Genomic DNA, 20,511 nt, shown 5'->3' on the forward strand with positions numbered 1-20,511 from the left:
GGGGCCGGGATGGGGGAGTGGACCGTGGCGCCTCGGATCCTGCTGGACACGACGGCCGTGCCCGCCGACAGGGGAGGGCTCGGCCGGTACGTCGACGGACTGCTGACGGCCCTGCACGCGCAGGGGGCCGATCTCGCCGTCGCCTGCCAGCGCGCCGACCAGGAGCGGTACGAACGGCTCGTGCCGGGCACCCGCATCGTCAGCGGGCCGCCGGGCCTCGCGCACCGCGCGACCCGGCTGGCCTGGGAGCAGACGGGCCTGCCGCACGTCGCCGCGAGCGTCGCCGCGGACGTCATCCACCTGCCGACCTACACGATGCCGGTCAGCGCGAGCCTGCCCACCGTCGTGACGATCCACGACGTGACCCTGTTCGCCGAGCCGGGCAGGCACGACCCGGTGAGGACGACCTACATCAAGTCGGCGACGCGCACCGCCGCGCGGCGGGCGACCCGCCTGATCGCCCCGTCCCGGGCGACGCGCGACGAGCTGGTCCGCCTGCTCGGCGCCGACCCCTCGCACATCGACGTCGCCTACCACGGCGTCGACCACGAGGTGTTCCACCGTCCGGCCGAGCCCGAGATCAAGCAGGTCTCCGACCGGCTCGGCCTGCACGGCCGCCCCTACATCGCCTATCTCGGGGCGCTGGAGCCGCGCAAGAACGTCCCGAACCTGATCCGCGGCTGGGCGCGGGCCTGCGCCGGGCTGCCCGACCCGCCCGCGCTGGTGCTGGCTGGCGGCGGCGGATGGGACGACGAGGTCGACGCGGCGATCGCGGCGGTCCCGCCCCAGCTCCGGCTGCTGCGTCCGGGCTACCTGTCGTGGTCGTCGCTGCCGGGCTTCTTCGGCGGCGCGCTCCTGGTGGCGCTGCCGAGCCTCGGCGAAGGGTTCGGGCTGCCCGTCCTGGAGGCGATGTCGTGCGGCGCGCCCGTGCTGACGACGCGGCGCGGCCCGCTGCCGGAGGTCGGCGGCGAGGCGGTCGCCTACACCACGCCCGACCCCGACGGCATCGCCTCGGCGCTGGCCAAGCTCATCGCCGACCCGGTCCGCCGCGCGAGCCTCGCCGAGGCCGCCCAGGCGCGCTCGCACGAGTTCAGCTGGACGGAGTCGGCCCGCGCGCACATCGCCTCCTACGACAAGGCGGTGGAGGAGCACCGCGCGTCCCAGGGGTCGCGCACCCACTAGCCTGGCTCGCGGTAAAGCCGCGTGGGCCAGGGCTCTTGAGAAGGGGACTTTGTGGAAGCGATCCTGCTGGTGGGAGGGCAGGGCACCCGCCTGCGCCCGCTGACGATCTCCACCCCCAAGCCGCTGCTGCCGACGGCGGGCGTCGCCTTCCTCGCGCACCAGCTCGCCCGCGCGCACGCGGCCGGGGTCGACCGGATCGTGTTCGCCACGTCCTACCGCGCGGAGATGTTCGAGGCGGCCTTCGGCACGCACGCCTACGGCGTCGACCTGGCCTACGTCAGCGAGAACGAGCCGCTCGGCACCGGCGGCGCGATCCGCAACGCGGCCAGGGCGCTCACCGCCAAGCCCGACGACCCCGTGCTGATCCTCAACGGCGACATCCTGTCGGGGCACGACGTCCAGGCGCAGGTCGCGGTGCACGAGCGGGCGGAGGCGGCGGTGACGCTGCACCTCACGGAGGTCACCGACCCCTCGCGGTTCGGCTGCGTCCCCACCGACGGCACCGGCCGGGTCACGGCGTTCCTGGAGAAGACCTCCCATCCCGTGACGAACCAGATCAACGCGGGCTGCTACGTCTTCCGCCGCTCGGCGATCGACACGATCGCCGAGGACGAGGTCGTGTCGGTGGAGCGGGAGACGTTCCCGTCGCTGATCGCGTCCGGCGCGGTCGTGATGGGCCACGTCGAGTCGGGCTACTGGCTGGACGTCGGCACGCCCGAGGCGTTCGTCCGCGGCTCCTGCGACCTCGTGCTCGGCAAGCTGGCCTCGCCCGCGATGCCCGGCGAGCCGGGGGAGCGGCTCACGCTGACCGGCGCGAGCGTGTCGCCCGGCGCGGTCGTGCGCGGCGGCACCACGGTCGGGCGCGGCGCGGTGGTCGAGGCGGGCGCGACCGTGCTCGGCAGCGTCCTGCTGGACGAGGCGTTCGTCGCCGAGGGCGCGACCGTGCGCAACTCGGTGCTGAGCCGGGGCGCGCGGGTCGGGCCCGGCGCCGTCCTCGACGACGTGATCCTCGGCGACGGCGCGGTGGTCGGGCCGGGCAACGAGCTGCGCGGCGGCCTGCGCGTCTGGCCCGGGATCGAACTGCCGCCGACCGCCGTCCGGTTCTCGACCGATGCCTGAGAGCACGGCGCCCCCGGTGTCCGGCGGTACGGTGTCCGGCGGTACGGCCCGCGTGCGAACCGGGGAGCCGACCGCTGGGCGGCTCCCCGAGCACGGATCGCAGCGGCGGGAATGGCGTCCGCCGTGGCCGCTCGACCTGTCGGCCGTCCTGGCGCCGCATCGGCGTGGACCGCGCGATCCGGCGTTCCAGGTCGACCGGAACGGTGCGATCTGGAGAACATCCCACACTCCGGACGGCGCGGGAACCATCCGCCTATTCCATAGCGGAGAGGTCGTCTACTGCACGGCGTGGGGGCCGGGCGCCGGATGGCTGCTCGACGGCGTCCCGGCCCTGCTCGGAGAGGGTGACGCGCCGGAGGGGCTGCGCGCGCACCACGACATCGTCCGGGAGCAGATGGCGCGGCGCCCCGGCCTGCGCATCGGCCGGACGGACCGCGTCTTCGAGGCGCTCGTGGCCGCCGTGATGGAGCAGAAGGTGCTCAGCGAGGAGGCGTACCGCGCCTGGGGCTACCTGCTGCGCCGGTTCGGCGAGCCCGCCCCCGGCGCGCCCGCCGAACTGCGCATGCGGGTTCCGCCGCCGCCCGCCGTCTGGGTCCGGATCCCGTCGTGGGAGTGGCACCGGTCGGGCCTGGAGGCCGTCCGCGCCCGCACGATCATCGGCGCGGCGCGCGTCGCGGCCCGCCTGGAGGCCGACCCCGCCGAGGCCCGGCTGCGCACGCTGCCGGGCGTCGGGGTCTGGACGGCCGCCGAGACCAGGCAGCGCGCGGTCGGCGATCCCGACGCCGTCTCCGTGGGCGACTACCACGTGCCCGGGCTCGTGGGCTGGGCGCTGATCGGCCGCAAGGTCGACGACGCCGGGATGCTCGAACTGCTGGAGCCGTACGCCGGACACCGGTACCGGGTCACCCGGCTGCTGGAATCGTCCGGCAGGCGTCCGCCGAGGCGTGGCCCCCGGCTGCCGGTGCGGGACTATCGCTCTTTCTGAGCTCGCTCTTCCGCAGGTCCTTGGCGCAGGTGTCGCGGCGCCGCTGCCAGAACGCGTTGGGGGCCCAGTCGAGCCCGTCCCGGGTGTCGGAACCGAAGAGGGGGCCGAGGACGGCCGCGGCGACGATGAGACCTAGCATGATCAACATGTTCGTTCCTTGGGATCGTGTGTGACCCCTCAGCAGGGGCGTGGACGTTCCCGCGCGGGGCGATCAGGGGGGATCGGGGTCGCCGTCCCTTTCCTGTCGCATGTTCAGTTTGACGCGGTCCAACGTTCAGGTCCAGCGACCATTTCTGGATGGATTGTGTAAGAATCCCTTCACTATGCTGGATTTGGCCAGGTTGCGGGTGTTGCGGGAGTTGAAGCTGCGCGGCACCGTCGGGGCGGTCGCCGAGGCGCTCGGGTACAGCCCGTCGGCGGTCTCCCAGCAGCTCGCCCAGCTTCAGAAGGACGTGGGCGTCAGCCTCGTCGAGCGCGCCGGGCGGCGGCTGCGGCTCACCGAGGCGGGCGACGTGCTCGCCGGGCACGCCGAGACGCTGCTCGCGGGCGCGCACCGGGCGGAGGAGGCGGCGCTCGCCGCCAGCGGGCGCGTCGCGGGCGTCGTGCGGGTCGTCGGGTTCACGACGGCGCTGGTGCACGTCCTCGCGCCCGCGCTGCCGGGGCTCGCCGAGCGCTACCCCGAGCTGGTCGTGGACGTGATGGAGGAGGAGTTCGTCCGGGTGCTCCAGGCGCTCGTCCTCCAGGAGATCGACGTGGTGCTCACCGACGAGTACTCGCACCTGCCCCGGCCGCGCCGTCCCGAGCTGACCTCGGAGGTGCTGGTCATCGAGAAGATGCGGCTCGCGCTGCCCGCGGCGCACCCGCTCGCGCGCGGCACCGGGCCGCTGCGGATGGCCGAGTTGGCGGAGATCCCGTGGGCGACCGGCCATATCGGCACCAACCACGCCGACGTGATGGAGCGGACGTGCGTGGAACTCGGCGGGTTCCGGCCGAACGTCCGCTACCGGTCCAACGACATGCTGGTCATATTCGCGATGATCGCGCGCGGCGGCGCGGCGTGCCTGGTGCCCGACCTCGCGCTCGCGGAGCTGGAGGAGGGCATCGTCGTCCGCGACATCGCCGACGCGCCGGTGGAGCGGCGCATGGTGCTGTGGACGCGGACCGGCGCGGACGTCCGACCGTCCGTCCGCGCCGTCCTGGAGGCGCTGCGCCGCTCCGCCGACGAGCTGGCGGCGGGGCGGACCACCCTCGTCCGGGGCGTCCCTAGCGCAGGGGGGTGAGGGGCAGCCGGCCGAAGGCGCCGATGCCGTCGGTGCGGCGCGCCGCCTCGATACGCTCCGCCGGGACCTCGCCGTAGAGGGTCGTCCGCTGCCGGGCGGGACGGCCCGCGCGTGCCGCGATCTCCTCCAGCTCGCTGATGGCCTTGAACGAGCCGTTCTCCGACCCCGCCATGCGGCTGATCGTCTCCTCCATCAGCGTCCCGCCGAGGTCGTTGACCCCGCCGCGCAGGACGCGCGCGCACAGCTCGTCGCCGAGCTTCACCCAGGACGTCTGGATGTTGGAGATCGCGCCGTGCAGCAGGATCCGGGCCAGCGCGTGCACGGCGACGTTCTCCCGCGCCGTCGGCCCCGGGCGGGCCAGCCCCGCGAGGTAGATCGGGGAGTTGTGGTGGACGAACGGCAGCAGCACGAACTCGCTGAACCCGCCCGTCCGCTCCTGGATCGACCGCAGCAGCTTGATGTGCGCGACCCAGTGCGCCGGGGTGTCCACGTGCCCGTACATCATCGTGGACGTCGTCGGCATCCCGAGCTCGTGCGCGGTCGTGACGACCTCGACCCACTGGTCGGTGGGCAGCTTGCCCTTCGTCAGCACCCAGCGGACGTCGTCGTCGAGGATCTCGGCGGCGGTCCCCGGCAGCGAGTCGACCCCCGCCTCCCGCGCGGCCTGGAGCCACTCCCGGATCGACATGTCCGCGCGGGACGCGCCGTTCACGACCTCCATCGGGCTGTAGGAGTGCAGGTGGATGTCCGGCGCGCGGCGCTTCACCTCCCGCGCGAGGTCGAAGTAGGCGGTGCCGGGGAGGTCGGGGTGGATGCCGCCCTGCATGCACACCTCGGTCGCCCCCGCGTCCCACGCCTCGTCCACCCGGTCGCCCACCTGCTGGAGTGACAGAGTGTAGGCGTCCGCGTCGGTGCGGCGCTGCGCGAACGCGCAAAAACGGCAGCCGGTGTAGCAGACGTTGGTGAAGTTGATGTTCCGCGTGACGACGTAGGTGACCTCGTCGCCGGACGCCTCGCGCCGCAGGTCGTCGGCCAGCTTCGTCAGCGCGTCGAGTTCGGGGCCTTCGGCGTGCAGGAGGGCGAGGGCCTCGTCGTCCGACAGCCCGGCCGGGTCGCGTTCGGCGGCGGCCAGCGCGGCCTTCACGTCGGCGTCGAAGCGGGTCGGCGCCGCCATCCGGTCCTTGAGCGCGTCCCAGTCGCCGTAGACCTCGTCGAAGTCGTCGCGGCGGTCGGCGGTCCGGCCGGCGGTGTCGATGGAGGTGTGCAGGTCGGTGCGTCCCGACGCCTCGAAACCGCCGTCGGGCTCCTGCCACGGACGCCCCTCCAGGACGGCGTCCTGCCTGGCCAGGCCCGTCGCCGGGTCGGCGAGCGCCGCGACGTGGCCCGCCAGCCGCGGGTCCAGCCACGGCTCGCCGCGCCGGACGTACTCGGGGTAGATCGTGAGCCGCTCCCGCAGCGCGAACCCCGCCTGCGCGGTCCGCTCGGCCAGCTCCTCGATCTGCGGCCACGGCCGCTCCGGGTTCACGTGGTCGGGCGTCAGCGGCGACACCCCGCCCCAGTCGTCGATCCCCGCCCGCAGCATCAGCGCGAACTGGTCGGCGACCAGGTTCGGCGGCGCCTGCACCCGCGCCTTCGGTCCGAGCACGAGCCGCGTCACCGCGATCGTCGCGGCCAGCTCCTCCAACTCGGCGTCGGGGGTGTCGCGCATCTTCGTGTCGGGCTTCGCGCGGAAGTTCTGGACGATCACCTCCTGGATCGCCCCGTACTCGCGCATCGTCCGCCGGATCTCGAAGATCGCGTCCGCGCGCTCCGCGACGGTCTCGCCGATGCCGATGAGGATGCCGGTGGTGAAGGGGACGTTCGTCCGCCCCGCGTCCTCCAGCACCCGCAGCCGGACGGCCGGGTCCTTGTCCGGCGACCCGAAGTGCGGCCCGCCGCGCTCGCTGAACAGCCGCGTCGCCGTCGTCTCCAGCATCATCCCCATGGACGGCGCGACCGGCTTGAGCCGCTGGAAGTCCCGCCAGGTCAGCACGCCGGGGTTCAGGTGCGGCAGCAGCCCGGTCTCCTCCAGCACCCGGATCGCCATCGCCCGCACATAGGACAGCGTGTCGTCGTAGCCGTGCGCGTCCAGCCACTCGCGGGCGGGCCGCCACCGGTCCTCGGGCCGGTCCCCGAGCGTGAACAGCGCCTCCTTGCACCCCATCGCCGCGCCCTGCCGCGCGATCTCCAGCACCTCGTCGGGGCTCAGGTACGGCGAGTCGAGCCGGTGCGGGACGGTCGCGAACGTGCAGTACCCGCACCTGTCGCGGCAGAGCCGGGTCAGCGGGATGAAGACCTTCCGGCTGTAGGTGATGACGCCGGGCCGCCCGGCGGCCTCCAACCCGGCGTCCCGCGTCCGGGCGGCATGGGCGAGCAGATCGTCGAGCTGCGCCCCGCGGGCGCCGAGCAGCGTCGTGGCCTCGGATCGGTCCAGCGTCTTGCCGTCACGCGCGCGGGCCAGGGCCCGCCGCACGGAGTTCTCAATGGCCTCCATGCGGGCACTCTATGCCAAGTGTCATACTTTTTTGCATCGCCCTCGGCGTCGGTCGCCGGCGCTCCCTCCTTCAACGGACAATGCGTGCGATCGCTGCATCGCTCCGTCTCGCCTGGCGGCTCGCTTCGCGATCAGGTTCTCGCAGGCTCGACCCTGCCTTCGGACGCGATCGCGACGCTGGGGTCGTTGAGGGCTGAGGTCAAGAACGGCTACGTGCTGTTGCAGCCTTTGGTGCTGGTGGTCTATTCCCTGTCAGCGGAGTTCGATGAAGGTGTCGGGGGAGCGCGGGGGGCGCTCGCGGGGCGGGGCGGCGGGGTGGCCGACGCCGACGGCGCCCATCGGGTCCCACGTGCCCGGAATGTCCAGGGCCTCGCGGACGACGTCGCGGCAGAACAGCGTGCTCGACACCCAGCAGGAGCCGAGGCCCTCCACCGCCAGCGCGACCAGCAGGTTCTCCACGGCGGCGCCGGCGGCGACCACGAACATCTCGCGTTCGGCCTGCGCGCGGCGCTCGTCGGGGTAGTCGTGCGAGCCGTCCATGACCAGGCACGGGACGACCAGGTAGGGGGCGCGGCGCAGCACGTCGCCGCGGCGCAGCCGCTTGGCGACCGACTCCTCGGTGAAGCCGTCGCGGCGCAGGTCGGCCTCCCAGGCGTCGCGCATCGCGTCCAGCAGCGCGGTGCGGGACTCCGCCGACTCCAGCAGGACGAACCGCCACGGCGTCGTGTGGTGCGGCGCGGGCGCGGTGATCGCGGCGGCGACCGCGCGGCGCACCGCCGCCGGGTCGACCGGGTCGGCGGTGAACTCGCGGATCGTCCGGCGGGCGTGCAGCACCTCGGTCGAGCCGTAGCGGAACATGTCCTCGTCGGGCGGGCGGACCAGGACCCGCGCGCCGGGCCCGTCCTCGGCCGTGACCAGGGCGGACAGGCCCCGGACGACGGCGATCGGCACCCCGTCCAGCTTGCCCTTGACCAGCTCGCCCGCCGCCGCGATCTCGTCGGCGACGGCCGTGATCGTGGCGTCCAGGCGGTTGCCGTGCGTGTCGTCGCGGCCGCGCAGGTCGCTGATCGGCTCCAGGCCCGCCACACCGATCGCGACGTCGGTGAGCCCGTTGCGCCACGGCCGCCCGAACGTGTCGGACACGATGACGGCGACGTCCACGCCGTGCAGTTCGCGTACTCGTGAGCGGATCCGCCGGGCGGAGGCGTCGGAGTCCTCGGGCAGCAGCAGCACCGTGCCGGGCGCGGTGTTGGAGGCGTCCACCCCGGCGGCGGCCAGCACCAGGCCCTGCCGGGTCTCCACGATCCGCGTCTCGCCGCGCGCGTGCGTGCGCCGCGCCACGACCCGCACGGTCTCGGCGTCGATCGCCTTCTCCCGGTCGTCGGCGACCAGGACCCGGCCCTCCGCCTTGCTCACGATCTTGGACGTGACGACCAGCACGTCGCCGTCCTCGACCGTTCCGGTGGGCAGCAGCGCCGCGATGTCGTCCCCCTCGGCCACCTCGGGCAGCCCCGGGACGCCGAACACGTTCAGGTTCATCGGGCGCCCTCCTCGCGCTTCAGCTCCAGGGCCAGGTCGAGCGCGGCCCGCGCGATCGCGGCCGTGGCGTCCGCGTCGCTCATCAGCAGCGGGCGCGGGCGCACCTCGATGCCCTCGACCCGCACGCCGGAGTCGGCGTCGTCGACGAGCCAGCCGTCCAGCAGGCCGAGCCCGTAGTGCTCGGCCACCGCCTGGGCGGAGGTCTCCACGCCGATCGCGGTCAGGCAGGCGTCGGCCATGCCGCGCACCGGCGCGCCGCCGATGATCGGGGAGACGCCGACGACCGTCTTCGCGGCGACCGCGTCCCTGATGCCGGGGATCGCGAGGATCGTCCCGATGCTCACCACCGGGTTGGACGGCGGGAACAGCACGACGTCCGCCTCCTCGATCGCGGCGAGCACGCCCGGCGCGGGCTTCGCCTCGTCCGCGCCGACCGGGGCGATCGACACCGCCGGGGCGGACGCGCGCATCCGCACCCACCACTCCTGGAAGTGGATCGCGTGCCGGCCCCGCTCGGGGTCGTCCACGACCACGTGGGTCTCGACCTGGTCGTCGGTCATCGGGATCAGCCGCACGCCCGGCCGCCACCGGTCGCACAGCGCCTCGGTCACCGCCGACAGCGTGTACCCGGCCGCGAGCATCTGCGTCCGGACGATGTGGGTCGCGAAGTCGCGGTCGCCGAGACCGAACCAGGACGGCCCGACCCCGTAGGCGCCGAGCTCCTCCTTGACCGTGAACGTCTCGGCGGCGCGTCCCCAGCCCTGCTCCTCGTTGATGCCGCCGCCGAGGGTGTACATCACGGTGTCCAGGTCGGGACAGACCCGCAGCCCGAACAGGGAGATGTCGTCCCCGGTGTTGCCGATGACGGTGATCTCCGCCTCCGGGGCCGCCGCGCGCAGCCCCCGCAGGAAGCGGGCCCCGCCGATGCCGCCCGCCAGCGCCACGATCTTCATGCGATCAGCCTAGGCCGCCCCGCCGTCCGCCCTGGACACCGGTGACCGGAACCGGCGCCGGAGCGGCGGTCGCGCCGGGTCCGGCGCCGCGCCGGGGACGCAGACGTGGATGGGCCTCATGTGCAAAGCTTTGCGTGTCATCCGATTGCCTCGATCTGGAGATGTTCCCGTGAACAAGGAAGCCGTCCAGCGCCTGCGCGAACCGGCCGCCTGGGTATTGCTCGCCGCGGCGGGTCTGCATTTGCTGGCAGGCATCATCCTGCTCCTCGGCGGCGACGGTGAATTCAGCTACCGCGCGCTGAACGAGACGGGCAGCGGTGTCTTCACCCAGTTCGCCGTCGTCGCCCTCGTCGTGCTCGCCGTCCTGCTGGCGACCTGGGGCCCCGCCCCGACGCCGCAGGCCAGGAACATCACGATGGGCGGGCTCGGCGTGCTCGGCGGCGTCGCGCTGTTCGGCGTCATCTGCTGGCTCGCCGGGATGCTCGCCAACTCCCAGATCGCCGAGGCGGTGACCAAGCTCTCCTATTTCCTCATCGGCGCCGGAAAGCTCGCGGTCGTCGGCCTCGGGGCCTGGCTCGTGTTCACGATCTACCAGGGAATGCAGCCGCCGCGCCCGCAGGGCCAGCCGCAGATGCCGCAGGGCTACGGCGGCGACTTCGGCTACCAGCAGGGCCCGCCCGGGCAGCAGTACGGGCAGCAGGCCGGGCAGCAGGCCGGGCAGCAGGCCGGGCAGCAGGGCTACGGCCAGCAGCAGTACCAGCAATACCAGCAGTACCAGCAGGGCGCCGAGGGGCAGCAGGGCTACGGCCAGCAGGGATACGGGCAGCAGCAGTACGAGCAGCAGCAGTACGGCCAGCAGCCCGGTCAGCAGCCTCAGCCGGGGCAGGCCCAGCCGGGGCAGGACTACCAGCAGTACGGCGCCCAGGGCGGCTACCAGGCCGGTCAGCAGCCCGCCCAGCCCGCCCAGGGAGCCGAGCAGGAGGAGATGGGCGAGTGGACGCGCGCCTACGGCGGCACCGGCGGGCAGGAACAGGGCCCGCAGGGCACCCAGGGCATGCCGCCGCAACCGGGCGAGCAGGGTGAGCAGGACGGTGGCGACTGGTACCGGGACAACCGGCCCCCGCAGTGACGCCCCGATTAACTGATCTTCATCCAAAGGCCGTCCAGCACGTCCGGACATAACCCGCTATGCCTCCCCGGAAACTCGTTGCGCTTGACGGGGCGGGCACTACACGCGTGTAATTTCGTAGGTGTAGTTTCAATGCCTTCTCGGGGGAACAAGCCAGGGGAGGGCGTTGACCAGGGGGCTCCACGGGCAGGGAGGTGCGCTGTGAGCGAGGTAGTCATACCGCTGGCGCACGGCACAGACGGTGAAGAGTTGGGCTGGCAGGAGCGCGCCCTGTGCGCGCAGACGGACCCGGAGGCGTTTTTTCCGGAGAAGGGCGGCTCCACTCGCGAGGCCAAGAAGGTGTGCCGGGCATGCGAGGTGCGAACGGAGTGCTTGGAGTACGCGCTGCAGCACGATGAACGCTTCGGGATTTGGGGAGGGCTCTCCGAACGCGAACGCCGGAAGCTGAAGCGCCAGGCCGTCTGAGCGCGTCCGGGCAGGGTGGCGGGCCGGTGGCACCGAAGGGGAGCGGTGCGCCCGGCGCGAGGACCCGGCCGGAAGAGAGCCCGCTTTTTCCCGATCTCGGGGGATCCGGAGCGTGCTCACGCGACCACGCGTACAGTTGTCAGCCGTGTCGGCCCCCGGGCCGGCACGGCTGCTGATTGTCGTCCCACAGATCGCGCGGACCGTTGTCGCCCACACCCGATCGCCACGTCGTCACGGCGGTCCTCGTCGCCCACGACGGCGCGCGCTGGCTGCCCGAGACGCTCAAGGCGCTGCTGACCCAGGCGCGGCCGGTGCAGCGCCTGCTCACGGTGGACACCGGGAGCCGCGACCGCGGCCCCGCCGTGCTCGCCGAGGTGATCGGCGCGGGCCGGGTCCTCGCCCTGCCCCGCACCACCGGCTACGGCGAGGCGGTCGCCGAGGCGCTGCGCCAGGACGCCGCGTCCGCGCCCGTCCCCGACGACGAACCCGGCTCGCCCCGCACCGAGTGGGTGTGGCTGCTGCACGACGACTCCGCGCCCGCGCACGACGCCCTCGCGCGCCTGCTGCGGACGGCCGACTCCGATCCCGGCATCGCGGTGCTCGGGCCGAAGGTCCGCGACTTCCACGACCGGCGCGTCCTGCGCGAGGTCGGCGTCGCGATGGACGCCGCCGGACGCCGCGCCACCGGCATCGACGGGCACGAGTTCGACCAGGGCCAGCACGACGGCGTCCGGGACGTCCTCGCGGTCGGCAGCGCCGGGATGCTCGTGCGCCGCGACGTGTGGAACCGGCTCGGCGGGTTCGACCTCGACTACGGCATGTTCCGCGACGACGTCGACTTCTGCTGGCGCGTCCACGCGGCGGGGCACCGCGTCGTCGTCGCCACCGACGCCGTCGTGTACCACGCGGAGGCGTCCCGGCGCGGCGTCCGCGAGGTCGGCATGACGGCCACGGCGCCGGCCCGCCTCGACCGCCGCAACGCGATGCGCACGCTGCTGGCGAACCGGCCGTTCGGCCCGATGGCGCGGGGCCTGGTCCGCAACGTGTGGGCGTCGCTGCTGCACGCGCTCGCGCTGCTGGTGACCAAGCGGCCGGACGCGGCGCGCCAGGAGCTCGGCGCGCTCGCCGACGTGCTGCGCGCCCCCGGACGGCTGCGACGGGCCCGCGCCGCGCGGGCCGAGGGGCGCAAACGCGTGTACCGCAGCGTCCGCCGGTTCCAGCCGCGCTGGGTCGTGGCGCGCCGCGCGGTCGAGGCCGTGTCGGAGTTCCTCGCGGCGCACGAACGCGGCCGGGAGGAACGTGACGACGACCTCGCGCCCGACGAGCCCGGCCTGGTCCGGCGGCTCGTCGCCCGGCCGGGGGTGGCGCTCGTCCTCGCGCTCACCGCCGTCACGGTCGCGGCCGAGCGCTCGCTGCTCACGGCGGGCGCGCGGCTCGGCGGCGGCGCGCTCGTCCCGGCGTGGAGCGGCGCGAGCGACCTGTGGACGCAGTACGTCTCCGGCTGGCACCCCACCGGCCTCGGCGGTGACGCGGGGAGCCCGCCGTACGTGGGCGTCCTCGCGGTGCTCTCGACGGTGCTGTTCGGCAAGCCGTGGCTGGCCGTGTCGCTGCTGCTGCTCGGCAGCGTGCCGCTCGCCGGGCTGACCGCCTACCGCGCGTCCCGCGTGCTGATCTCGGCGCCGCCCGTCACCGGACGGCGCGCGCGGGCGAACCGCCGCCGGATCCCCGTCTCGGCCGTCCGGGTGTGGTTCGCCGCCGTGTACGCGCTGCTGCCCGCCGCGACCGGCGCCGTCGCGGGCGGGCGGCTCGGCACCGCCGTCGTGCTCGTGCTGCTGCCGCTGATCGCCGTGCGGGTCGCGCGGATGTACGGGCTGCCGCGGCCCGCCCCCGACCCCCGGACGCGCCGCAAGCGCGCGGGCCGCGCCGCGTGGGCGGTCGCGCTGCTGCTCGCGGTCGCGACGGCGTTCGTCCCGCTGGTGTGGCCGCTGGCGCTCGCGGGCGGCGGCCTGCTGTGGGCGCTGTTCGACCGGCCCGGCCGGGTCGGCCGCCGCAACCTCGCCATCGCGCTCGGCGTCCCGCCGCTGCTGCTCGGCCCGTGGACGGTCGGCCTGCTGCTGCATCCGTCCCGGTTCCTGCTGGAGGCGGGCCTGCACCGGCCCGGCGCCCCCGCCGGGGCGGGCGACCTGCTCGCGCTGAGTCCCGGCGGGCCCGGCACGTCCGCGCGGTGGGCGCTGGCCGGGCTGCTGGCGGTCGCGGTGTGCGCGCTGCCGCTGCGGGCGCGGCGCAGCGCCGTCCTCGCGGGATGGCTGCTGGCCCTGTTCGGGCTGCTCGTCGCGATCGTGACGAGCGCCGGCACCGTCACCAAGGGCACCGACGCCGGGCCCGCCTGGCCGGGCGTCGCGCTGGTCTTCGCGGGCGCCGGGGTGCTGCTGGCCGCGACCGCCGCCGTCCAGCGCGCCACCGAGGCGCTCGCGGGCACCCACCTGATCTACCAGGCGGGCGGCGCGGTCGTGGCGACCGCCGCGCTGACCGCGCCCGTGCTGGCCGCGGCGCTGTGGATCACCGGCGGCGCGGGCGACCCCCTCGGCCGGACCGATCCGGACGCCGTACCGGCGTTCGTGCGGGCTCCGGGCGGGCCGCGCACGCTGGTCCTGCGCGGCGACGGCTCGGGGCGCGTGTCCTACACCGTCCTGCGCGGCGCGCGGCCCATGCTCGGGGAGGCCGAGACGCCCACCGGGGGCGCGGCCGAGCGGCGGCTGGACGATCTGGTCTCCGGGCTCGCCGGGGGCCGCGAGGGCGACGAAGGGCCCGCGCTGACCCGGATGGGCATCCAGTACGTGCTGGTGCCGCGTCCCGCGTCCGACCAGGTCACCAAGGTCCTGGACGCGGCGCCCGAGCTCTCCCGCCTCAGCCGGACCGGCACGTTCGGGGTGTGGCGGCTCCAGGCGAACACCGCGCGCCTCATGCTGCTGGACGGCGCGTCCACCACGCCGCTCCCGGCGGGCCGGACCGACGCGCGCGTCCGCGTCCCGCCCGGCGGCGGGAGCCGCACGCTGCTGCTGGCCGAACCGGCGGACGGCGGCTGGCACGCCACGCTCGACGGCCGCGAGCTCAAGCCGAGGACCGTGGACGGCTGGGCCCAGGGCTACGACGTCCCCGCCGCCGGGGGCGACTTCGCGTTGACGCGCGGGATGACGCTGCGGCACACGTGGGTCGCCGTCCAGGGCGTCGCGGTGCTCCTCGTCGCCGTGCTGGCGCTGCCGGGCGCGCAACCTGGCACGCTCCTGCCGTCCGGTGAACGCGCCCGTGACCGCCGCGCCCGCCGCGGCCGCCGCTCCGGACGCGGCCGCCGCGCGTCCCCGCCTCCCGCGCCGAAGGCGCCCGAGACGCTGACCCTGCCCGAGCCGCGCGAGAGCGCCGACGGCGGCGACGCCCTGGCCGAGGAGCGCAGCCCGTGAGAACCATGCTCCGCGTCCTCAGGTTCCGCTACGCCACGGCCGCGCTCGTCCTCGTCGCGGTCGCGGCCCTGTACGGCGCCGCGGCGCTGTCGCGCCCCTCGGCGGGCGGCGCGGACGCGGGGGGCGTCCGCGCGCCGATCACCTCGGCCGTCGCGGTCTGCCCGGGGCACGAGGGCGGGCGGCTGAGCGTCCAGTCGGCGAAGGGCGGCCCCTCCGGCGGGCGGATCGACACCTCCCCGACGCGCGGCGGCGCTCCGCTCGCGTCGCTGACGGCGGCGGGCCAGAGCTGGACGAAGGACACCGGCGACGGTGAGGACTCCTACACCGTCCGGGCGAGCGGCGGCATCGCGGCGGGGCTGGAGGCCGAGCAGACCACGCACTGGGGCGGCGGGCCCGACCGCGGCCTCGCCGGAACGCGCTGCGCCACGCCCGGCACCGACCTGTGGTTCCTCGGCCCGGGGCCCGCCGACGCCGACGCGCTCGACCTCTACCTGACCAACGTCGACTCCCAGCCCGCGTCGGTCGACCTCAGGGCGCTGTCGGAGGCGGGCCCGCTGGACACCACCGACGGCCGCGCCACCTCCATCGCCCCCTACACGACCGCGGTCGTGCCGATCGGCGGGTCGCCCGAGGGGCTCGGCGACATCGTCAAGACCGCGCACGACCTGGCACTGCACGTCCACACCACCGGCGGGCGGGTCGCCGCGTCGCTGCGCGCCCGGATCGGCGAGAAGAAGGGCATCGAGTGGGTGCCGCCGTCGCCCGCGCCGTCCGCCGCGCAGGTCGTCCCGGGGGTGCCGGGCGGGTCGGGGGAGCGGCGGCTGGTGGTCGCGGTGCCCGGCGACGCCGACGCGCGGGTCAGGGTCCGCGTGGTCACCCCCGACGGCGAGTTCACGCCGCGCGGCCAGGACGTCGTCGAGGCCCCCGCCGGCACCGTGACGCCCGTCGACCTCGGGCTGTCGGGCAGGCCGGCGGCCGTGCGGGTGGTCGCCGACCGCCCGGTCATCGCGGGGTTCGCGGCGACGCGCGGCGGTGACGTCGGCTACGGCGCCGCGACCGCGCCGCTCGGCACGCCCGACGGCCCGGACCGGCTGACCACGGGCGTCGTCGCCGACAACCGCTTCGACTCGGTGCTGACGCTGACGGCGCCGTCGGGCGCCTCGTCCGTCCAGGTCACGACCGTCGGCGGGCAGGGGCCGGGGCCGTCGCGGGAGATCGGGGTCCCCGCCGGGCGGACGGTCGAGACGACGCTCGCGCCCCCGCCCGGCGGCGACGGCGGCTTCGGGGCACTGATCACGATCAAGCCGGGCTCGGCGCCGGTCTACGCCGCGCGGATGATGTCCACGGGCAAGGGCGAGGAGTTCCTGTTCACGGTGCTGCCGGTGGTCCCGGCGTCCACCACGCGGTGGCTGCCGAGGGCGGCCGACACCCAGGGCGCGCTGATCCCCTAGCCGGGGTCTTCGGCCGGGGTCTTCAGCCGGAGTCAGTCGTCGGGGGAGTCGTAGCTCGGGTCCACGGATTCGGGGGACAGCCCCAGCAGGTCGGCGATCTCCTCGACGAGCAGGTCGCGGACCAGCCGTCCGAGCTCCTGCTCACCGCTCGCGCGGGCCTCAACCGGGCGCCGGTAGACGACGATGCGGACGGGCGCGCCGCCCCGGCCTGGGCGGCCCCGGCCGGCGAGGGTCTGGCCGAGCGGCACGGGCCCGTCGAACCAGGGCTCGACCTCGGGGACCTCCTCGACCGTGAACTCGACGCGGGCCAGCTCACGGCCCCAGCGCCTGCCGAGGCGCCGCACCTCGTCGGCGACGACGTCCTCGAACCGCTCCGCGCGGGAGCGCGAGACGGGGGCCTGCGGGGGCGTGAGGGGGCCCCGGAGGCCGCGACCGTGCCGATCGCGGCGCCGCACGCCTGACACACGGGATCGCACACGTCCAGACTACCCCGCCGGACGCGGGCTGCCCCTTCCGGTCACGGACAGGTTCGCGGGCCCGTAAATCCCGGTCCGGAACTCCCCCATAAAAGGACGCCTTTATGTGGTTGTGTAGTTAAAAGAGTGGTTACAGTGGCGTGGCGCGGTCGCCTCCGGGCCCGCGCGGCCGAGGGTGCATGAAGGGCCGACTACCCGTGCTTCCACCGTCCTCCGACTCCCAGGCGCGCACCCGGCGCAGCCGGGACCGGCTCACGGTCGCCGCCGCCGTCGCCCTGATCACCGGGCTGGTGCTCGGCGGCGGGGGCTGGGCGCTGGCGATGCGCGGCACCGGCTGCGACGGCCCCGGCCAGTGGCTCTCGGTCACGGCCGACCCGGCCCTCGCGCCCGCCGCGCTCGCGGCCGCCGACCGCTTCAACGCCGCCCGCCGGGAGGCCGGGGACTGCGCGGCGGTGAAGGTCGCCGCCGCCGACTCCGGGGAGATCGCCGGGGTCTTCCGCGACGGGCGCGGCACGCCGGACGTGTGGATCCCCGACTCCTCGCTGTGGCCCGACCTCGTCGGGCGGGCGCGCGCCGGAGGGGCCCCGTCCGTGGCGTCCTCCCCGGTCGTGTTCGCGATGCCCAACGTCCCGGCGAACCGGCACCACCGGGAGCTGGAGCGCCGCTCGTGGGGCGCGTTCCTGCCGGAGGGGGGCGGGATGTCCGCCGACGCCGCGTTCCGGCTCCAGTTGCCCGACCCCGCGCGGACGGGCACGGGCATGGCCGCTCTGCTCGCCCTCCAGGCGTCCTCGGGCGCGGGCCGGGGCGCCCTGGACAGGTTCACCACCATGCTGAGGACGGCCAAGACCCTCCCCCACGGCAAGGGCGTGGACGCGGTGTTCGACGACGGCGACACCTCGGTCGTCGCGGTCTCCGAGCAGGTCGTCTGGCGGCACAACCGGTCCGCCAAGGACGCGGGGCGGCGCGTCGCGACCATCTACCCCTCGGCGGGGACGCCCTACCTGGACTTCCCCTTCGTCGTCACCACCGCCGACGCGGGGCGCAAGCGCGTCGCGGAGCGGTTCCTCGCCGAGCTGCGCACCGCGACATCCGTGGCGGACCTGCGGCAGGTCGGGCTGCGCGGCTCCGGGCCCGCGAGCGGCTCCGCCAACGCCGCGCCCATGGCGGGCACCGAACCGATCGGCGGCACGCGGACGAGCCGCGACGCGCCCCGCGCGCTGCCGGTGGCGCGTCCGGGCGCGGCGGCCGAGATCCAGGAGATCTGGCGCAAACTCGGTCAGGGGCTCAACGTCCTCGCCCTGGTCGACCCGTCCGGGATGGCGACCGCGCCCATGCCGCCGAGCGGCGGCCGCAAGCGGGGACGGTCCGAGGGGACGCGGCTCGACGCGATGCGGAAGGCGCTGTCCACCGGCTTCACCCTCGTCCCGGACGACTCGTCCTTCGGGCTGTGGACGCTCTCCGGCTCCACCAGGGCCGCCCCGTACCGCGAGGTGCTGCCCATGCGGGAGCTGGGCGCCCGCACGCCGGACGCGCTCAACCAGCGCCTCCGCCTCCAGGAGGCCATCGCGGGCGTTCGCCCGCGTTCCGGTCGGCGACCCGGCCTGTTCGACGCCATCGACTCGGCCTATTCCGAAGTGGAGCGCAACTACCGAAGCAACGAACTCAACGTCGTGCTCGTTCTCACCGCTGGAGGCCCACGCGGCGAGGAACGGAAGGAGGTCGAGCGGACGGTGCGACGCCTGCGCGACGCCTTCGACGAGCGGCGGCCGGTGAGCGTCGTGGTCCTCGGCTTCGGGGCGGGCGCCGACCCGGCGCTGCGCCGGGTCGCGGCCGTCACCGACGGCGGCACCTACAAGATCGACAACCCGGGAACGGTGATGCGGCTCTTCCTGCGCACGGACCAGCTCCGCGTCTGCGATCACCCGCGATGTCCGGACTGATCACGCTCGCGCGGCCGGACGAGCGGTCGGTGCGGACCCGCCTCGCGGTGACGTTCCGCCTGCTCCTCCTGCTGCGCGGCCTGCTGCTCGCGATGGCGGTCGTGCTGCTCGCCGACGACCCCGGCCCCCGCCTCGGCCTCGGGCTGGTGGTGCTGGGCGCGGAGACCGTGATCGCCAGTGCGGCGTGGCGCCGGGTGCTGCCCGCCGTCCAGCGGATGCCGCCGCTGTGCTGCCTGGACGCGCTGCTGGTGTTCGCCGTCCTCGCCGAGGGCGGCGTGTTCGGGCCGTTCTTCCTGTTCACGGTGATGACGGCCGCGATCGCGGGCGTCCTTTACACCTGGGGCCCGGTGCTGCTGGTCTGCGTCACGCAGATCGCGCTGTCGTTCGTCGCGATGGCCGCCGCCGCGCCCGCCGACCGGCACTCCCCGGGCCTGCTCATCGCGCTGCCCGTCTTCTACCCGCTCGCCGCCTGCGCCGGGGTCGCGCTGCGGACGCTGTTCGACCAGTACGCCGAGTCCGAGGCCGTCCGCCGCCGCGCCGAGGCCGCCGTCGCCGCGGCCGACGAGCGCACCCGGCTCGCCCGCGAGATGCACGACTCGCTCGCCAAGACGCTCCAGGGCCTCACGATGTCGGTGGCGACCCTGCCGCACTGGATCCGCAACAGCCCCGACCGGGCCGAACGCGACGCCCAGGACATCCTCGCCGCGCTCCAGGTCGCCGCCCGCGAGGCCCGCGGGCTGATCGCCGACCTGCGCGAGGACGCCTACGGGATGCCGCTGCCCTCCGCCGTCCTGCACGTCGCCGCCGGGTGGAGCCACGCGAGCGCCGTCCCGTCCAGCGTCGAGACGCAGGGCTGGTTCGCCGACGACATCCCGGTCGCGGTCCGCTACGAGATCATCTCCGTGCTGAAGGAGGCGCTGACCAACGTGGAACGCCACGCCCGCGCGGGCCAGGTGGACATCCGGCTGCTCTCGTCCGCCGACGCGCTGCACCTGACCGTCCGCGACGACGGCGCCGGGTTCGCCCCGCCCGCCGGAGGACGGCTCGACCTGCTCGCCCGCGAGGGCCACTACGGGCTGGTCGGCATGGCGGAGCGGGCCCGCAGGATCGGCGGGCGGCTCGCCCTGCGCTCCGACCCCGGCGGCGGCACGACCGTCACGATCGTCGTCCCGCACGTCCCCGGAGCGGGCCACTGGAGCGACGCGCCGGACGTCTCGGGCACCGAGCGGCGCGCCTCGTGACCGCCCCGGTGGGAACGCGCGTGCGGGCGCTGGTGGTCGATGACAACCCGGTGGTCCGCGCGGGCCTCGCGACGCTCCTGGAGGCCGGGGACGTCGACGTGGTCGGCCAGGCCGTCGACGGCGCGCACGCGCTGGAGCAGGCCGAGCGGCTGCGCCCCGACATCGTGCTGCTGGACGTGCGGATGCCCGGCGTGGACGGCGTCACCGCCGCCGGGCCGCTCAGCGCCCTGGCGAAGGTGCTCATGCTGTCCTACGACACCGACTCCGACGTGATCGGCCAGGCCATCCGCAACGGCGCGGCCGGCTACCTGGTGCACGGCGCGTTCGACGTGGACGAGCTGCTCACCGCCGTCCACGACACCGTCGCGGGCCGCGCCTGCCCCCTGTCGCCCCCGGCCTCCCGGGCCGTGGTCGAGGCGCTGCGCCGCGGCGAGGCCCCGCCGCAGCCCGCCCCGCCGCCTACCCCGCCCGCGCCCGCCGCTCCGCCTGTCGCCCTGCCCGCCGTCCTGCCCGCCGCTCCGCCCGCCGACGCGTGCGGGCTGTCGCCGCGCGAGGCGGAGGTGATGGACCTGATCGCCCAGGGCCACTCCAACGGCGAGATCGCCGCGCGGCTCGTCGTGTCCGAGTACACGGTCAAGAACCACGTGAACCGCATCTTCGCGAAGCTCGGCGTCCGCACCCGGGGCGCCGCGATGGCCCGCTGGCTCGGCACCGCGCGCTGACCGGCGGGCGCCCCGGTCGGCACGGTGAGGCCCGGCGG

15 protein-coding genes are annotated in these 20,511 nt (G+C 75.0%); 11 read left to right on the plus strand and 4 right to left on the minus strand.

The annotated features are described in order from the left end of the window. Nucleotides 1–24: 24 nt before the first annotated feature. From GNZ18_RS08230 to GNZ18_RS08245, 4 genes are all read left to right on the plus strand, one after another. Entirely contained in the window at nt 25–1,182 is a 1,158-nt protein-coding gene (locus tag GNZ18_RS08230; protein WP_214618390.1) for a glycosyltransferase family 4 protein, read from the plus strand. A gap of 51 nt (nt 1,183–1,233) precedes the next feature. Further along, nucleotides 1,234–2,301: a mannose-1-phosphate guanylyltransferase gene (gene manB / locus GNZ18_RS08235; RefSeq protein ID WP_214618391.1), complete on the plus strand. Its 1,068-nt coding sequence runs from the start codon at nt 1,234–1,236 to the stop codon at nt 2,299–2,301. Beyond that, nucleotides 2,294–3,286, plus strand: a complete 993-nt coding sequence (locus tag GNZ18_RS08240) for a DNA-3-methyladenine glycosylase family protein (protein WP_246249545.1) — start codon at nt 2,294–2,296, stop codon at nt 3,284–3,286. Before manB ends, GNZ18_RS08240 begins: the two co-directional genes overlap by 8 nt. Nucleotides 3,287–3,609: 323 nt before the next feature. Continuing rightward, nucleotides 3,610–4,566 (plus strand): LysR family transcriptional regulator, encoded by a 957-nt coding sequence (locus GNZ18_RS08245; RefSeq protein ID WP_156215699.1) that lies wholly within the window; start codon nt 3,610–3,612, stop codon nt 4,564–4,566. Here GNZ18_RS08245 and GNZ18_RS08250 read toward each other — a convergent pair. From GNZ18_RS08250 to cofD, 3 genes are all read right to left on the minus strand, one after another. Then, nucleotides 4,550–7,099 (minus strand): bifunctional FO biosynthesis protein CofGH, encoded by a 2,550-nt coding sequence (locus tag GNZ18_RS08250; protein WP_156215700.1) that lies wholly within the window; start codon nt 7,097–7,099, stop codon nt 4,550–4,552. The two genes, GNZ18_RS08245 and GNZ18_RS08250, sit on opposite strands and share 17 nt — an antisense overlap. 252 nt (nt 7,100–7,351) lie before the next feature. After that, the gene (locus GNZ18_RS08255) at nt 7,352–8,638 is read right to left on the minus strand and encodes a coenzyme F420-0:L-glutamate ligase (RefSeq protein WP_156215701.1); all 1,287 of its coding nucleotides are present in this window, start codon (nt 8,636–8,638) and stop codon (nt 7,352–7,354) included. Next, nucleotides 8,635–9,591 (minus strand): 2-phospho-L-lactate transferase, encoded by a 957-nt coding sequence (cofD, locus tag GNZ18_RS08260; RefSeq protein ID WP_156215702.1) that lies wholly within the window; start codon nt 9,589–9,591, stop codon nt 8,635–8,637. The genes GNZ18_RS08255 and cofD overlap by 4 nt, the downstream gene beginning before the upstream one ends. Nucleotides 9,592–9,760: 169 nt before the next feature. Here cofD and GNZ18_RS08265 point away from each other — a divergent pair, with 169 nt between their 5' ends. The 4 genes from GNZ18_RS08265 (at nt 9,761) to GNZ18_RS08280 (ending at nt 16,094) form a co-directional block, all read left to right on the plus strand. Next, nucleotides 9,761–10,720, plus strand: coding sequence for a hypothetical protein (locus GNZ18_RS08265; protein WP_156215703.1), 960 nt, complete (start codon nt 9,761–9,763; stop codon nt 10,718–10,720). 201 nt (nt 10,721–10,921) lie between these two features. Further along, entirely contained in the window at nt 10,922–11,185 is a 264-nt protein-coding gene (locus tag GNZ18_RS08270) for a WhiB family transcriptional regulator (protein WP_021594342.1), read from the plus strand. 203 nt (nt 11,186–11,388) lie between these two features. Beyond that, a complete protein-coding gene (locus tag GNZ18_RS08275; protein WP_156215704.1) occupies nt 11,389–14,643 on the plus strand; it encodes a glycosyltransferase in 3,255 nt (1,084 codons plus the stop codon). 5 nt (nt 14,644–14,648) lie between these two features. Next, nucleotides 14,649–16,094 (plus strand): DUF5719 family protein, encoded by a 1,446-nt coding sequence (locus tag GNZ18_RS08280; RefSeq protein ID WP_246249581.1) that lies wholly within the window; start codon nt 14,649–14,651, stop codon nt 16,092–16,094. Nucleotides 16,095–16,126: 32 nt separating this feature from the next. Here GNZ18_RS08280 and GNZ18_RS08285 read toward each other — a convergent pair whose 3' ends face one another. Continuing rightward, complete coding sequence (locus GNZ18_RS08285; protein ID WP_308166105.1) at nt 16,127–16,570, minus strand: metallopeptidase family protein; 444 nt, start codon at nt 16,568–16,570, stop codon at nt 16,127–16,129. A gap of 197 nt (nt 16,571–16,767) precedes the next feature. Here GNZ18_RS08285 and GNZ18_RS08290 point away from each other — a divergent pair, with 197 nt between their 5' ends. From GNZ18_RS08290 to GNZ18_RS08300, 3 genes are read left to right on the plus strand one after another with little or no spacing between them, the layout of a single operon-like run. Next, nucleotides 16,768–18,510, plus strand: a complete 1,743-nt coding sequence (locus GNZ18_RS08290; protein WP_173390691.1) for a substrate-binding and VWA domain-containing protein — start codon at nt 16,768–16,770, stop codon at nt 18,508–18,510. Next, nucleotides 18,498–19,751, plus strand: coding sequence for a sensor histidine kinase (locus GNZ18_RS08295; protein WP_156215707.1), 1,254 nt, complete (start codon nt 18,498–18,500; stop codon nt 19,749–19,751). The genes GNZ18_RS08290 and GNZ18_RS08295 overlap by 13 nt, the downstream gene beginning before the upstream one ends. Next, nucleotides 19,748–20,473 (plus strand): response regulator, encoded by a 726-nt coding sequence (locus GNZ18_RS08300; RefSeq protein WP_312874377.1) that lies wholly within the window; start codon nt 19,748–19,750, stop codon nt 20,471–20,473. Before GNZ18_RS08295 ends, GNZ18_RS08300 begins: the two co-directional genes overlap by 4 nt. Nucleotides 20,474–20,511 lie beyond the last annotated feature (38 nt).

It is taken from the genome of Actinomadura litoris (assembly GCF_009733595.1).
Classification (GTDB): domain Bacteria; phylum Actinomycetota; class Actinomycetes; order Streptosporangiales; family Streptosporangiaceae; genus Spirillospora; species Spirillospora litoris.